This window comes from Prosthecobacter fusiformis, assembly GCF_004364345.1.
Lineage (GTDB): Bacteria > Verrucomicrobiota > Verrucomicrobiia > Verrucomicrobiales > Verrucomicrobiaceae > Prosthecobacter > Prosthecobacter fusiformis.
The window spans coordinates 153648-171386 of the sequence record NZ_SOCA01000004.1 but is presented as its reverse complement, the minus strand read 5'-3'; the positions used below and the strand labels follow the sequence as shown (position 1 = coordinate 171386).

The following is a 17739-nucleotide window of genomic DNA, read 5'->3' as shown; positions in this document are numbered from 1 at the left end:
AGAAAGTTTGGCAGCGGGTTCATCTACTGCCCAGAATGTGAGTAAGTCTGGAAATAGAGCTTAATGTCGGAAACGGTATCTGCGAACTTCTGCAGGCCCGTGCTAGGATCATAGTGAAGATTGACCCCGGGGATGATCAACATCCACTCCGAGTTCCAGGCGGAACGGCCAAAGAGACGGGAGCTTGCCGTGATAGTGTCATCATCACCAGCTTCAGGATCCCCTTCATCGTGATACATACGGAAATCACCATGCCGACGCAGTTCCCCGAATACGCCATCGACACCAGTGAGTGATGGAATGTAATTCGGAGAGGACAGGTTGGCCAAATTGATGGTGAAAGGCGTCGGAATACGCTGTTCCACAATGCTCCAGGAACGGGTGATGGGCAGTGCCGAAGTGGATGTCCGCAGGTAATCGTTGCCCACGGGTACTAGATAAGCACGGGGTGAAGTAGCTAATCCCGCGGTGGCGTAGTGCTCCAACTGCACACCAAAGGTATGAATCTTGGTAGCAAAGTTGGCGGTACTATAATTGTGATCTCCTGCTGCCAGTTGCAAGCCAAAGAAATTACGCCCAGGCTCAATACTGGTCGGAAAGCGGATGACGATACCAGGTTGGACTCCTGAGGCAACAGGTCGGCAATGGCGCACAAACTCTGGCATCTGATTCAGGTCTGGGACGATCCGTGCCTTGATGGTATCCTGCCACCGGGCCCGGCTGGCAGGTGCATCTGGATTGTCATTGACTAAAGCAATTTGAGCTTCGGTGCGCTGATCGGCAGGAGTATCAAAAGCATCATACACTTCCTGGTCGTAGCCCATGATTCGGAACAGTTCACTGCGCAGAGAAATTTTCTCAGCTCCAGACTGGGGGTTATTGATTCCCAACTGGCCTTTCAGCACACTGAAATTGCTTTTGAGCTGAGACAGGATTTCGGCCAAGCCACCGTTACCGATAGCAGGTTCGCCCTCTTCATCCCAAAGTCCGAGCTGGCGCTCCTTCACGATCTTGTCTAGAAGCGTCCCTGGTGCGGCAGGGTGGCCTTGATCCAGGCTAGTTTCGTAGTCATAAGCACGGGCTGCCAACCAAGTGTACCGCGCGGCATTGTTGAAGGCCGTTTGATATTTGCTGATCGCCTGGGTGCGTGACATGCGGAAGACCATATCCTGGTAGCGGTTTTTCTGCACTTTGACGGCGAGGATCTTGTTGAAGGCCTCGCGCTCACGAAGAAGTCGGAACCCAGCTGCCTGTGCGGTGATATAGCCCTGGCGGTGTACTTCCAGGTTCTGAAGAGCCAATCCTATCGCATTGCGTAGCGAGCGCTCGCCACCCAGATGGCCCTGTAGATCCTCGACCATACCTTCCAGTTCACGCAAGGAATCCAGTTGTTCATTATCACGTTCTTTCCTGGCAATGACTTCATCGCGAACGAGTTCTAAAACTGTCTTGGCGATGGTAGCAGCCTGATCAACCGCATCGTAGGCCTCAACGGCAGCATGAGATGCTGCGGCGGCTGCACCACGCGCTGCTGAAGTAACGTCGTTTGAAAACCCGATCGACGTAGGCAGCGCCGCCTCAAGCGCTTCTGCTGTAATAAGGACAGGCTTCTTAACAATATTGGCGATGGCAAGACCGACATCAATTGCAGCGATGGCTGAAGTGAAGCCCGCTCTGATGCCGACAATGACATCTTTATTGCCTTCCTTTTGTGCATTGATCTCAAGCTCGCTTTGGAGACGATGAATCTTTTCCTCAAAGTCCTTCAGGTAGGCAACGTAGTCTGCCATGGCAGAATCCAGCTCAATTTCATCAGTGAGCATGTCATGCAAAGCGGTTTGCAAGATACCATAACTTGTGCGCTGGCCCCAACCTTCCAATGCTTCAAAGCCATATCTGGAAGCAGTCTTATACGGAAGGCTCAGATCCTTCATTTCCGTTCCAAACCGGTACTTATCAGTGCTATTTAGGATGGTTCTAAAGGCCAACTCTTTCCCATTATTATTCATTTTGTTATAAAGCCGCACCATTTCAGAGTTATTCATAACTTCTGATCCAGTCGCCTTACTTACCAGCATCTGATAGGTGATGGTCTTGCTATCCGAGCCTGCCATCGGTGGAACGATTTTGTCGATCTTGATTTTGTCCAGATAAGCAAAGAGGAGAGTATCCGGCCCTTCATAACCTTCAGGGTAAGGCTCTCCGAAACCCATCGTGCCTTCATAAGGCCGACCGAAGATTTCAATGAGGCGATTCCGGAAGTCTAGATCCTGGCTCATGGCCTCCTGAATCAACGAATCTGTGTCGTCCCCGAGTGCGCGCAGCTTGTTACTCGCTTGTGTTGCAAATTCCAGAGCTGCGAGCGCGTTGCCACTGGCATCCTGTGCTCGAGAAACTACCTGCTCAAAGTGTGAATCCCCTCCCGCAGCGGGATCATAGGACCCTAAATCGATGTCGAAAGTCAAAGCATCAGAGTCGAATCCGAGCGGATTGACACCGCCATTGGCTTCATCCATGGCGAGTTGAATTTCGTGAAGACCACCCGCGATTTCTCCGATTTCATCAACGGCGGCCGAACGCTCAATACGGTCCAGATTTTCCGGGTTATTGCCTGCTGAATCCTCAGGGAGCAGGGCATTGGCCACAGCACAATCGAACCAAGCCGCCTGACCAGCACGATGCGCCCATTCCGAGACTCCCCATGCACGAGCGGGATCCGCACCATCGGTGTAGCCCTGCCACTGGCCATCGGGGTTCTGGGTGTAATTCATCCGGTAGGTGTTCCGGACAATGTCACGTCCTGCGCGTGCCTTGCCTGCTGCCAGTCGGGCGAACGTCTTCTCATCCAGGTAATCGACCTCAAGGACGTTTTGCATGAGCGAATAAAGCTCCGAGCGTGATTTCCAACTGAAGCCAGGATGTTGCAGCAAGGTATAGTGCATGCCGATAGAGGAGAGGTAATGCCCCCAGGCATCCCCATGCCCCTGGGGATAAAGTTTGCGCGCGTCATTTTCATTGATGAAGCCGTCGGAGTTCGCGTCGTAAATGTTATAGTTAACATTGTAAGCCGCCTCCCCGAGGCCTTTGGCATAGTTCCAGAAGAGTCGGTTATAGACTGGATAACTTTTGAGGAAATCAGAGCCTCGCAGCAGTGCGAGTTCCTCGTGCATCAGATCTGCCTCCATGTTTTGGAAAGCATGGGTATGGGAGGCGACGCTCAACATCGAGCCATCTTCTCCTGCATTGATGGTCGAATCCTGTGCATCACTGTAAGCCTCGCTGGCCAGAAGCTCATAAAGCACCGAAAGCCGGGTAGCAGCCAGCAGAAGGGCCTGTTTGACGCCGTCACTGGCCACACCGTTGGTCGAATTGTCGATGGAAAGTGATTTGGCTCGATTTAATACGGTCATGTAGAGTTCAATTAACCCGGTGTTTTCAATGACATTTTTGTCAGGGTTAAGTGCCACATTGCCGACATAAGGAGCTCCCGCGATCTGGATCTGGCTGCTGTAAGTGGCCGGGCTCTCGTTGCTGAAGAAGTCCGTGTAACGGGCCTCGTAAGGATTGATGCGGTCCAGGATGCGCTTCACCCAGCCCATCACCAACTGTGGGATATAGCGCTTGCTACCATCAGCCTGAAGCTGAGGGGAATTAGCTGCACCGGCCCACTGGAATGGTGCAGGAGTTCCCGGTTTCCAGGCCGTGACACGATTAGCGACCTCAAACGGCACCAACGTCCAACTGGCCTCATTCTTGTGCCGGTAGCGCATGAGCACGAGCTTGTCAGCAAGTACCACATCAGGACGCCCTTCAAAGACAATCGAGTTCAGCCCGTGGTGCTTCTCGTCAATCGTGAGCGAAGTATTTTCCAGCCGGTCTTTGGGCAGATATTCCTGCCACAGAGTATTCCCGCTGGAGTCGTATTGCTTCAAGGTTCCATTCGCCAATACTTCCAAGGCGACATCGTCCAATGCGCCCGCGTCACGAATCCACCATTCATAATAAAGATCACCGGTATTGCCGCCGAACTCGCCGTTATGCTGAAGGGAAATTTTTTCACTGAAAGCATCTGCCGCTTCAATCACCTTGATGGCACCACGATAACGGTCAGGGAGGATTTCAATGATATGGAGGCTAACAGGGGCTCCATTCAACTCGGCCCGGTTGTTTTCAGCAATGGTGACGTACAACGAACCCGTCGGTGTCTTAGTCAGTAGATTTGCATTTGGAATCAACGCAGATCCCACACCGAAGCTGTCCAATGGCACGAGAGTGGGCGAAGGAGAAGCAGCGGGGCCGGACAAGTTCGGAAGCCAGAACTCTGTCAAATCTGCCGGATAGTCTGTAGGCTTAGTCTTTAAACCTTGGAGATTCTTGATGGTGGCGGAGGCCGATGTATTGCCACCCGTTGCCTCATGAGGGTTCTGGGAAAGCAGATACATTGCATCGATGGCACTGGTCCAATCGGTTGATGAAGCTAGACCCCGAATCAATGTGTAGTCGGATTTAGTCAAGACGTTCGGCTCCACGATGTTGAGCGGATCTGGTCCAACAGTGAGATCCTTGTTGCCGCTATCTTTGTCATTGAGATAACCACGGAACACGAGTTTTTCGGCCAGAGAATCGAAGTAGAATCGCTTCTGCAATGATCCGGGGAGCTGTTTGAAAAACCAACGCTCAGCCACAATGAAGATCTTTGTATCGGCGGCTGGAGTAAACCCGGAGGTGCCCATCTTGGCCACCGTGAAAGGCTTCTCACGACGGTCCAACGGGCGGACAATTCGTGCCGAAGCATCGTTCAAGTCATACCGATTGGTGGTGGCATCACCGATCACCATGCTGGGGATAGCACTGTCATAAACCAGCTCAGTTGCCTTCATGGCCACGAGTGCGGGCAAACCATTCGCTCCCGGTGTCTCAGCCAAGTATTCGCCACCTTGGTAGGTAACGGTCTCTCCGCGCTTGAGCTTCGGATAGTCAGAGCGCCAAAAGGTGTCATACACCACCTTCACAGGTTTGAGGTTGGCACCGACACCCGTGAAGTTTCTGCCGCCACCAGATTCAGCATCCGGCAGCCATGCCACAGGAGTTCCAACCGGTGAGTTTGTGGGCAGGTAGAAATCAGCCCGGAAAGGGTAGAAATACTGGTGGAAGAATTTGCCGTTACCGGAGACAATCCAGGCATTCTTGTTCACGTCGCGCCAGAGCGTTCTCTGGTTGATGCCATTGACCTGGATGCTTTTTCCCCGGGCATCGGCCATAGCCACATTTCCAATGACGATGTTCAATGGGTATGGTGGGATCAATAGATCACCCGCAAATGCATTGTAGGTGAATTCATATTTAAAATTGAATGTCTTGGTCTTATCCGTGGTCAGGAAACGGTCTTCTGGGGTCGAAGCGCTCTCATAGGCAAGGCCCGCTACGGCATTGACTGCGGCGTCCGCAGGACGAGGGAAGTCAATTTTGGCTGTATCATTGGTTCCTGGACGGGTCTTGAAGACCTGATAGGCGGCCATGTCAGGCTCACCTGTTGCCAAATCATTGACCTGCACCAGCACCCAAGGATCGGAGCTATAGGGAGAACTCTTGGCATTGAGATCTGTCTGCAATGCAAACGCGGCAAGAGGAGGATTATTGTCGATGTCCTCACCCAGATTTTTCAGCTTTAAAGCTGCACGACCCGTAGGGGCTACCAGTGCATGCTCCTCATTTGGGTTATACCCTGCTGCTGCGGTATTCGGCTGGTTATAGATCGTCAAATTGGCATATTGATCGAGACTGAACACCTTCTGGACGCGACCCTTCTGGTCCACCCCTTCCGAGCCAATCCGGCTAGCAATATAAATCGCCTTGTCCTTATGAGGACCGAAGGCCGGGAATTTCATCTCAGTATAAGCTGCCACCTCGTACGGCCAGGCCACATTGGGGTGGGAGAACCGGTCCGTGCGGTATGGATTCTCGTAATAAGCCACTTCAAGGCGCTTGGTCGCCTCCGTGAAGACCAGATCAGCATTGACTGGAAAGATCGTACCCCAGGCACCGATTTCGGCATCCCGATTGTAGATGTTCGCATTGTAATTTGAGACTTTATTTAGCACATAGCCACTGCCGCTGAACCCAGCATCATCAAGGGTACTTTCGAGGCGTGTCGCCACTTCCTGAAGGTCCACACGGGCCAGCGTTCCTGCATAGACTTGCGTGGTGTCATTGGTCACCGGGCCGATAGCTATGTCTAGGGCAGTGCCGGAGTTGCCAAAGGCACTGGCTAAAGTCGTTGAGGAACCCAGCTTGGCGTCTTTGTCGAAATTAAACCACAGCTCAGGAAGCTTGGCGCGAAGCCCCGAACTCAGCCTTCTGACGGCCCGCAATGTATGCACGTCAGCTGTAGATAGCCATGGGTCCACAGGAGATGCAGGGGAACTGCCCAACGGGAAATTGGTGAACAGACGGAACTGATCCATCTGCATCTGGCTGACGGGATCGGCATCCACTCCAAATCGCAGGCTGTTTGCAGTCAATGTTGACCCAACATCGAAGGAAGCCATGTCGATAAGACTTTTCTGCGTGGTAGTGACAAAACCAATTTCGTCTCGCACACCATCCACATAATAATCTACGACAGTGGACTGAGGTCCATTGGAGACTTGGTTTGCAAAGACATGGATGACATGATGACGCCAAGCGGCCCCCGCTGTCGGATACACTTTGGTTAGAGTCGCGCCAAAGTAAGTCACCGCGATGGTTTGAGTGGTCGGGTCCAATACCACTTTGAGATTGTCATTTTTGGTGGTCAAGATGGTTACTGGTTTGCCAGAGGCGGTCAGTGACAGGCCTGTTCCAGAATCGCTGGCAACCTCACTAAGGACAAAAGTGGTCGCATCCGTGACGGAAGCAATTTTGGTTCCGGTCGCGATGGTGGCACCGCTGATGTTCATGCCAGCCACAAGACCTGCCGTGCTGGAGCAAGTCACGGTATCGGTACCATCGGTGATGCAATTGGCAATCGTGACGGGTGAGTCTTGCATGCCTTTGGCATTCAGCCAAAAATCCATCAAGAAACTCGTACCCAAACCAACACTCGTCGTGCCTGTGGGCTGCACGACGCCAAACGCACCCCGATTATCTGCGGTGCCTCCGCCAAGTTCGAGTGCACGCCTGCCAAGTACCAACTTGGCATCATCGGCAGTAACCATCCTGTTCGGAGTGATGAGTGTCGAGCGGATCACACGCACGGCAAGTTTCTCCCTGCTCAGATTACCATCTGCAATCTCGTCCGGATTCGGGCGATAACTGTAAAGGATCACACTGCGCCCAGCGGTTTGTGAATTGAAAGGCACCCCAGTTTCCGCAGTGTTAGCCGTGGCATCAGTGGCATTATCTGTGTAAGTCAGATCTTGGAATTTCCACTCATCCGTCAAACTGATGTCCAACTTGGTTGGTGGCCGCCGACCGACTGTCGTATCAAACAGGTGATTGTAATGGGCATTTCCTGCCACGCCAGGGAAAGCTACCCCAGGATTTGTCACATCAATCGTAGGAAGCGTGGTCTGCGGCACATACGTCGGAGCTGAACCTTCACGAGTCCCGTCCTGCATTTCGCGTTCAGTGGTAAGATTTACTGTCTGGCCAGGATAACCGCTAACAATTTCGATCTTGTAGCTCTTCGTCTGGTCATTCTTATCGACCCAACTGATCCGATGAGTGGCGGGATGGACGGGATAAAGTTTAAAATCTACTTTGTCCCAGCGCAGTGGCTGCCCAGGAGACTTCTTGCCCGTCGGGAGGTCACCTACCTGCTCCATGGTAGATTCGTTCGGACCTGAATCGCTCAAGACACGATTGGTCAGCGGTGCCACCGTCCTGATGAGGGGGGGGATAGTCTGAGTAGGGTCAAAGGCCATGCCCAGAGGGACTTCGGCACGGAAGATAGTCGGCTGATAAACCCAGCGAATTTCAGTGGGCCAAGGTCGAGTTGTCGGCCCCCAGGAAAGTGTATAGACACGCGCGTTGCGGGTGCCGGTTAGAGGCGGACGCTCAGGAATTGGGTTGTCCGTCATGCCAGAAATGTCTGTGCCCAGCGGTGCCAAATCGCCTCCAGGAGGAGCCGTGAAATCCGTCAGAGTAAATGCATCGTCAGAGGTTCGGTAAAAAGCCCCCACCTCTACTTTACTCGGTCTGTCAGCCCCTACATTGATCCAGACATCCGTGGTCGTGCCGCTTCCATAGGTCGTCACAGGAGTAGATGTATGGTTATAAACACGCACAAATGGCAGACCGTCGAAAACAGTGTCTGACTGTCCGAGCACGTTGGAAACCGCATTGAAGCGGTAACGTACTTGGCCAGATACCAACCACTCAAGCTCTAAAGGTGCGACAATAGTCAGAGGTTTAGTGGTAGCACGGGTACCTACACTTAAGGTAGGGTTATCGACAAATAAGACTTGCTCGGGAGTTCCTGGTCCAGTGGGGCCATACGTGGTGATTTGATAGCCTGTTGTTTTCAACCGGACACCTGTGGATTCACTATCGACAAGAGTGTCTACGGAAGCAGTTAAAGGGGTATTTATCTTATACCAGGAACGACCAGCGATAGGCACCGGACTACCTACACCGGTAAACTTGACATTCACGGCATATTCCAGCTCCCAGCGCCAGACGAAGGTCATGTCTCGATTGAGGCTGACTTCCACAAAAGTACGAGCACCCTGCACGGTTTGGCCATTGATCGCATAGCCGTCGTTGGACAACCGATACCAGGCAATGTTGTTCGGGTTCGGATCATTCACATCACCTGCCCCGGGCAACTCTGCAAAGGATCGGCTCAGATAAATGTAGTTGGGGGCCTCAAACCGCTTTGTGGATTCGTAGATTTCTTTTGTTGTTCCTATTCCAGGATTCAGCCCGAAGGTGGGGGATCCCACAGCGACAGGTGTGCTGGCACCTGGCTGTATATAATTACTTTCCACCGTTACCATGACGGGCCGACTAAACTTATAAGCGGAGGGAAAATTACCCGGAAAAGGAATCGCAATACCATTCACATGTGCCGAATCCTCGATACCAATACCGATAGCTCTGCGCGGCGTATTAAATCCGCTGAAACCCTTGTACTGAAATTCAATGGCATTACTCCCCTCATAAAGCAGTACCTGAAAGGATACATCGCCATTATTATTGTTGTATTCCGCCAGATTCTGGAATTCTAGAATGAATACCCGGTTAGGGGCCGCCCCCCTGGTGGTATAAAGAATTTTACTCGCAGATTTGGTCTGCAAATCCGTCCAAAAAGGGGCAATCAAATTGTCCGGGGAATTGCCATTTGGAAATGTGACATCTGGCGAATAGCGGGTAGAAGCACCAGAAAAAGTGATTAGCCCGTTGGTCGAAACCGAACAGCTTGTATAGACATTTTCATAGAATGAAAAGCTGAAACCCAAGTTCACGACCTGGGCAATATCATCCCCCTGTAGTGCGCCCGCGTTAATGACATCCGTATCCGTGGATTTCAACGTGACGGCATTGGGGGAAATTTGGGTGAAGCGATACCCAAATCCATCCGTGCCGGAAGGAGGGGCTGTCCCATTACCTGTCAGAGTGATGTTAAATGGATTTTCAGTACCGTCTGGATCATTGTTCGCGATGTGCAATACACCAGTCCTGGTGCCCAGAGCTCCGGGCGTGAATTCCACCACAAAGGTGGTAGTTCCGCCTGAACCGCTCACAGATGCTGTAGGAAAAGTCAGCAACTTAAACTCCGTTCCCTGCGCTCCGTCCACCGTCACTCTTGGATTGCCCGTCAGGCTCAAATTGGCATTGCCAGTATTCTTCACAGTGAAGGTTTGCTGGACGGTATAGCCGACAACGACATTGCCAAAGCTATTGGTACCCCCTGTGGCAATATCCGTTCCTACAGGCTGTTCCACGGCGATTTCTGGAGCCTCACCAACACCGCTCACAGTAATGACATACGGATTCTCTCCGCCATCAGGATCATTGTTCGCGATGCTAAGTGTAGCGGATCGTGTGCCACGTGCTGTAGGCGTAAACTGCACTGCAAATGTGGTGGTCCCATTGCTCGCGGCCACATTATCGGCTGGCTGAGTGGTCACGCTGAATTCACTCGCATGAGTGCCTCCGACCACCACTTTCGGAGTGCCGGTAAGATTGAGTTGAGCTGTCCCAGTGTTCGTAATGGTGAATGTCAGGCTGCTATTGGCGGTATTCGGCCCACCATTTAGAGTCACATCAGGGAAATCCGCAGAACCACCATCATTGATAACCGTTCCATTCTCACTGACTTCGATTTCTGGAGCTACACCCGTCCCTGTTAAGTTGACGGTGATGGGAGAGCCTGTGGACCCAGTACTTGTGATGACAGCACTGCCAGTGTAACTCTGACGCGCTGTGGGGCTGAATCTGACTGTAAAAGTCGCCGTACCGCCGGAGGCGGCAACCGAAGTAGGCGCAGCTCCTTGTAAAGCAAAGCCAGTCCCACTCACAGTGAAGCCGGTAATGGTTGCGACTGCATCACCGCTATTCGTAATGGTATAAGTGGTATCAGCCGTGGTGTTCATCGGCACGTTGCCAAAAGCGCCGCTGCCGGAGGTTACCGCAATGCTGGGTGCGGCAAAAACCGTGGCCGTGGAGAACACCAGGATGAAAGCGGTCACTAAACTCTGCCACATCCGTCTGGAGGGGGGGGGGATCATCACACTGTGCATTGGATCTGAAATTGATGCTTGGAAAGTCATGGGGCGTTCCTATGGGGTTCCTTCGAGAGTGGCGACAGAGCTGACGCGACGGAGTTCAACGCGACCTGTGAGGGTCAAATTGGTGTTGATGAGGCCTTTGATCGTTTCCGAATAAGCACCGCGGAGAATGTCGCCCAGAGGCTGATCTGGATCGAAATCAATTCGCAATTCACGGTAAATGGCAGGACCGTAGGAATGGTTCGGATGATATGGGTGACGAAAGGGGTTGCTGCGATGAAACGGGTCAAGATTCAAGCTACCTGCAAGGGTGGATATTGTGCCACTGGGTCCAAGAGTACCAGCCAAGTCCAGACTAAGGGCATACACTTCTTTCAAGGAGGGAGGACGCACGGTGCGTGAGACGAGGAAAGCTGGAATTCCAGCCGCTGTGAGGCCAGGATAAGCTGGGTCATTGAGGATCGCAGCCTGACTGGTGGCATCCATCTTGCGCGGCATGTCAAAAGCAACGGACTCCATCCGTAAGCCGACGCGCTTGCCATTACGTTCCTTAATTCCTTCAAAGAAAGGGATTCTTGCCGGATCAATCACGAGGACTTGGGTGGGAGCCACCTCAGGGTCAGCGCTCTTGGTGCGCATCAGGGTGACCTGGGAGAGGAGTCGTACCGTGCTGCCATTATAATGCATAATGATACGGGCAGGTGCCTTGACAGCAGACGTCTTAACCGGAGATCCGTTTTCGACAATGCTGGTGGAAGAATCGACAATCACCTCACCAATCCAAAGACCCGTTCTTTCTGAGGCTGGGCTGACCGGGGTTGGATTGCTGGAGTATCCCAGATTATTGATGGTGGCTGTCACCGGCAGGTAAAACGATGCCCCGACCGAGCTGGTCTTGATGCGATACAGATTGAAGCGGCCAGCCGCTCCCGTCGTCCAGTTACGCTTAGCACCGAGGCTGAGGATACGGGTCTTGAGTGCTGGAACGGTTTCTGCCAAGGCACTGGAGCCAGCCGCAACCGAGGAATCCACTTGGTTTCCTCGCACATAGCCCAATCCCGAGGTTGCGGGATTCACCACATAAAGAGAAAGCGAACCTAAACCTGGGCTAACCGCGAGGAGGTCCATCTCAGGAGTAGCAACTGAAGACCCAAGATTCGTAAAGACGAGTTCTTCCAAATCTAGCTCCAGAAGAGGAGAACCAGGTCCCACTCCCACGCTATCAAAAGGCCCGCCGAAATCCAATCGACCGGCGCTGGAAAGATCAAAGTCCACGGCCACAGGCCCCATGTAAGTCGATGGCCCTTTGCTGAAGATCCAGTATGCCTCGTTTGAGGTCATCGTGTCATTGCCATTCACCAGTTGCCAATCGCCATTGGTCTTCAGGCGGAAAATTTTACTAACTGCGTGCTTGTCTCCCGCAGGGCCAAAGAACGAGTTAAAACTCCGGGTTCCTTCCAAACTGAATCCAATCAAATTATAACGATCTGGTGTCCATGTGGGCCGGAAAAAGCGCACTTTGCCCGTGATGGGAATCGAGAATGGAGCTGTGCCTGCGGCAACCTTGATCAAATAAGGGCGATTGCCAAAAACCAGGGTGAGATTGCTGGTGCCTGGTGCGTCAGTCTGGTTCCACTGTTGCCAGCCGTCTTCATTGAAAGTCCCAATGGTCCCTGGATCATCACCGAAAAACTCCGCCGTGCTGGAAAGAGGCTTCGGTGTGGCGATCATTTCGATAGCCGGATTATCAAAAACAAGTTCGGGAGCCTTCTGATACCCATCCACTCCAGTAGGCTCAACTTCCAGCCAGACGGAGTTCCAGCCCGCATTGAGCGTGACCGCTTGTGTCACATCCTGAGCCCATGCTGATGACGAGAGAAACAAGACTGCCGTCAGGATTGCAAGGGCAGCCCTGAAGTTCGATTGATGTGAACGTTTCATGAATGAATGTCTTGGTATCACGGCAGCAGAAGTTCGATGCCGAGGCGCAGAAAACGGTTTGGAGAAGGATTCTGCGGGGGGGCATAAGGCAAAGCGCCCTTGAGATTGCCACTTCCATCAGGAGTGGTCAGGATACCGGCTGAAGACCAGTTAACCTTGTCTGCGGATGACTCAAAAAAGAACCGAACATTGGTTACTGAAGGATCTGGACGGACTGTCAGAGTGAGGTAACCAGGGGCAGTATCGTGATCATACCAAAGAACAGGCAAATTTGGGTCATTAGGTTGCAAGCGGACATTAGGGTCGAGGCCCAAGGCATACTTCATCAAATTGGAGATCTTATCTCCCGAAGGGCTGGCACCAGGACCGGCAATGAGAGGATTCGCTGCGTCGGCACCGAAATGGTCAATCTGCCAAAGAGTGAAGGCGGTGCCGATAGGAAGATGCGGGAAGGTACTCACCGTGCGACCACCTACGCTGACTGCAATCGCGCGGTAATAATAGATGATGCCTGGATCCAGGCCTGTGATTTCCAGAGACACCACTCCTGCGGGATCTGTGAGCAGCGCTGCAGCAGGCACCTTGATCACAGTAGGTGTGATCTGACGGATGATTGAGCCACCAAGCTGCCCGACAACAACCGTTCTACTTTTCAGAAGAGCAACGGCAAACGGAGTATCAAAGCTCGCTAAAGTTCCAAGGTTATCAACGGTTCCCTGATCTCCAATACCTGCCAAATTGCTGACAGTTCCATCAAGTGTCATCTTGAGGACGACGTGGGAGGCTTGATCAGCAATATATATTTTGCCAGCTTCATCATCCACTGCAATCCCGGTCGGGGTGCCGACACCTGAATTAGCCAAGGCAGTTACCAATCCGGCCGCTGTTACTTTAAGAATGGCATGATCTCCTGCGTCGGCAACATAAACACTGCCATCATGACTCACGCCAACTCCAGTTGGTGCGGAGGATGCTCCGAGAATCGCTAATGTGCTCACACTGCCGTCCTGGGCGACTTTGCGGATGCGATGGTTATCCCTGTCTGCTACGTAGAGAATACCAGCAGCATCAATCGCCAAGCCCATGGGATAAAAGAAGCGCGAGGCTGTGCCCAGGCCATCTGTAAAGCTGCCTTCGCCTGTACCGGAATATGTTGTCACCTCTCCAGCGGGGGAAATGGCGCGGATACGATGATTGTTGCTATCCGCGACGTAGAGCGTGCCATCACTGCCGATGGCGATGCCTGTAGGCCCATCGAACTGTGCTGAAAGAGCTGGGCCATTGATGAAGCCTGCGGTTCCTGTTCCTGCGACGGTAGTGACCACTCCGGCTTCGGTGATCTTGCGAATCCGGTGGTTCTGGGTATCTGAAACGTATATATTCCCCTCACTGTCAGTGACCAAACCCTTCGGAGCATCAAACAGCGCCGACGTACCGGTGCCATCAGCATAACCGGATGTAGCACCCGCTACTGTGGTCACCCGCACACCTTCAAAATCGGGGCCAGGAGAAACCTCAAACTCAAATGTCGTTTCCGCACCGTTAGGATCCACATCAGCCACGAGTGTTGCGCCAGTCGGAGTAAGAGTCAGGTTCCTGAGTTCTACTGAGTTGATGATTGGTGGGTTCACCTTTTTACCCGTCACTGGATAAACAAAACTAAGACGTGTTGGATCGTCACTGGTCACGACGATGTCCCCCTCGTAGATGCCTGCCGCGGGGGCCGTCAAGGCAACCGTAAAGGTAAGGGATTCACCTGGGGGAATAATACCAGTGCCACCTGAATAAGAATATCCGGCAGGCACTTGGATGGCGCTGACTGTTAGCTGCCAGCCGCCGTCATTGGCAATGGTGAACTGTCTTTCGTTGGAAGTGGCAATGGCCATGATACCAAAATCCACCGGAGTTACCTGGGGCTGGCTCAGGACAGGAACTGTGGTCGTAGCACCGTTATAAACCTGGATGGCCGGTTCGGCGTAAGTCGTGAAGCTCTCAATGGAACCTTGGATCACCCCATCAAGCCGGTTGTCACCGACAGCGCGGTAGTAATAGGTAGTTGCAGGGGATAGCACAAGGGTCGCCTTGGCCGCCGCCTGATCGCCATGGGCGATGAAGTCCGGCGTCACTGTGACAGTGCTTAAGGTACTAGGAGTGATCTTTCTCAGATCCTGATTGTTGCCTTCCTCTGTCACATAGAGGTTTCCAGAACCATCCACGGCGATTGCCGCAGGCGCGGAAAGTTGGGTTGCGGTGGCCGGGATCAAACCCGTGCCATTGACCGGAGAATCCAGTTTCCCGGCGACTCCGGAACCTGCAATCGTCGTTACAGAACCATCGACAGCGATGCGACGAACGCGATGGTTGCCGCTATCAGCAATGTAAACAATGCCGGAGGCATCAACCGTGATACCGTTGGGGGATGAGAATCGCGAGTTGGTATCGGGATCGCTGTCAATATCATCCAGAAATCCAGCCGTGCCGTCTCCAGCCAGAGAAATCACTTCATTAGAGGCTGTGATTTTGCAGATCCGATGATTTCCGGTATCTGTCAGGTAGATGGCACCGTCCGAACCCAGAGCCAAGGCCTGAGGTGAACGGAACTGGGCTGCCGTGCCAGCACCATTTGTCAATCCGGCCACGCCAGTGCCAGCCAGAGTCGATACTATAGAAGAGCCGACACTGATTTTGCGAATTCGATGATTGCCCGTATCAGCCACATAGACATTGCCAGCCGCATCTACAGCGACGCCCGTCGGATAAAGGAACCGGGCAGAAGATGCCGCACCTTCAACGAATCCGGCGATGCCAGAGCCTGCAAAAGTGCCCACTGTCCCTGCGATGAGGTCGATCTTTCGAATGCAGTGGTTATACTCATCTGCCACATACAAGACTTTGGTGGAGGAGTCTGGATTATAGAGTGCCACCGCCGCAGGATGATCGAAACGAGCGCTAGCGAAGTCACCGTCTGCAAAACCGGCCGTGGATGAGCCAATGCTTGGTCCAGAAGGAAACTGGTCGATGCGATGAAGCGTACGTCTGGAATAATAGGCATGTCCGCCAGACTCCACGGCCAAGCCGCGCGCACCGCTGGCATTGGGCGAGTTAACAACCGTGCTTACCAGCCATGAGTCGAAAAGAAGAGGCTCCGTGGAATACTCGAACGTGACAGTCATCGCACTGCCTTTAGGGTCAATTGTAGCGTTAAGAGTCGCCTCGTGCTGCACCAGGCCAGTCCGAATGATGCTAGTGGCCGCCTGCGTAACTACGCTAGTGGCGGGAACTTCAAACGAGAGGATATCTGTCGCAATGGCCGTTCCGTAATCATTGATAGCAACGCCCCGGAAATAGTAGATCGTGCCAGGCAAAGTGGTTGTCGGGTAAGACAGGACATAAGATACATCCACATCTGAGCTACCACTGCCGGGGAGAGGAGATGTGGCCGCTGCCTCAAGAGGAGCCAGGAATGCGGCATCTGTCGAATATTGAAATTTGACCCCGGTCACGTTCAGACCACGAGGATTTACTTTGGCATTGAATGTCGCCTCTCCAGCGTTCACGGGATCGGCGGCCGTTGTAACTACTGAGGGAACCACCGTTGTAATGTACCGGTTTAACCCTTCATCCTGGATGGTCCAGTCCCCTGCCCTCCAGCGGAAGTAATAAGTACCTGGAGGCACCTCAAGTGCCGCCGGGTTGATGGTCGCCTTCACCTCAGGCAGCGTGGGATTTTCAACTGCGGCAACTGCAACTGAAGCGGTGATAAGCCGCAGGCAATGGTTTTCGCTATCCGCGACAATCAGATCCCCGCTCGCGGTCACGACCAGACCCGCAGGATAATTGAACTGTGCAAGTCCAGCGCGTGCATCTGCAAAGCCATCAACTCCGCTGCCAGCCACGGTTGTCACCTCATCAGGTCCATTTTCAGGGGAAACTCTGCGAATCAGATGATTCGATTCATCAGAGACATACAAGGTATCAAATGCATCCATGGCCAAGGCCACGGGTCCATTGAAAGTGGCGCTTGTGAGCGAGCCATCAGCAAAACCCGCAGTGCCTGAGCCCGCATAAGTACTCACAATACCGCCTGGAGTGACTTTCCGAATGCGGTGGTTGAGCCGGTCAGCAACAAACAGATTACCGCCACTATCCAGAACAACTCCGTAGGGAGAGTTGAACTTGGCAGCAGACGTCGAAGCCCCATCTTCAAATCCAGCGCCCGAACCTGATCCGGCATACGTTGACACTCCTCCGCTTGGGGTAATCTTTCGGACTCGGTGGTTGCCTGCATCCGCCACATACACGTTGCCAGATGAATCCAACACCAATCCCTGCGGTGAACTGAAACGGGCTGCGGATCCACTGCCATCAAAGAAACCTGACGTATTCGTTCCAGCCAAAGTCGTGACCATCCAGGGTGCACCATCCACTGAGGGGCGAGTCAGCTTACGAATACAAGTGTTGTTAGTGTCAGATACATAGACATTGCCATCGGGACCGACCGCCACGGCTGAAGGAAAGGCAAATTGTGCACTGAAGCCTGGGCCGTCCACAAAGCCATAGGTGGAGGTTCCAGCAATCGTGCTTACCAAGCCAGTGGAACTCACCATGCGGATGCTGTTATTACCGCTGTCAGCAATGAAAAGATTTCCGAAGGTATCACGAGCGATACCTCCTGGATTGCTGAACTGAGCCACTGCAAGCGATCCGTTTACCAGTCCCGAAGTTTCAGCAATCCCCGCCTTTGTGCTGACCACCAACCCAAAATCAGGATCGATGGACATCTCGAAAAAACCGGCACCGTGCACTACGGGGACAGTGGCGGTGATGTCGAAAACCCCTTGACCATTAGGTGGGCCAAATGCGGAGGGTGCCGCACTGGCCACATGCAACGGAATCACACCCGCAAGACAGAGCAGCAGCATCCATGCTCCCGCCTGCCTGCGGAGGGTGTGCATCAGGCTGCCAATGGATATGGCACACGAGGCGGATGGAGTCATCATGAGTAAGGTTTCCGGAAGAAGTTGGCCGCAGGCAGCACGGGTGTTAAAGCAGGTCTCAGCTCCTTTGTGCTCTGTGGTCATTTTAA

Annotated in this window: 3 protein-coding genes; all 3 read right to left on the bottom strand. The window is 53.0% G+C overall.

Going from position 1 to position 17739, the window contains the following annotated elements; translation table 11 throughout:
- Positions 1 to 23: 23 nt before the first annotated feature.
- Complete coding sequence (locus tag EI77_RS13355) at positions 24 to 10673, bottom strand: choice-of-anchor D domain-containing protein (RefSeq protein WP_166647239.1); 10650 nt, start codon at positions 10671 to 10673, stop codon at positions 24 to 26.
- A gap of 90 nt (positions 10674 to 10763) precedes the next feature.
- Positions 10764 to 12563, bottom strand: coding sequence for a hypothetical protein (locus tag EI77_RS13350; RefSeq protein WP_133795782.1), 1800 nt, complete (start codon positions 12561 to 12563; stop codon positions 10764 to 10766).
- A 107-nt stretch (positions 12564 to 12670) separates the two neighbouring features.
- Positions 12671 to 17653, bottom strand: a complete 4983-nt coding sequence (locus tag EI77_RS13345) for a choice-of-anchor D domain-containing protein (protein ID WP_166647238.1) — start codon at positions 17651 to 17653, stop codon at positions 12671 to 12673.
- Positions 17654 to 17739 lie beyond the last annotated feature (86 nt).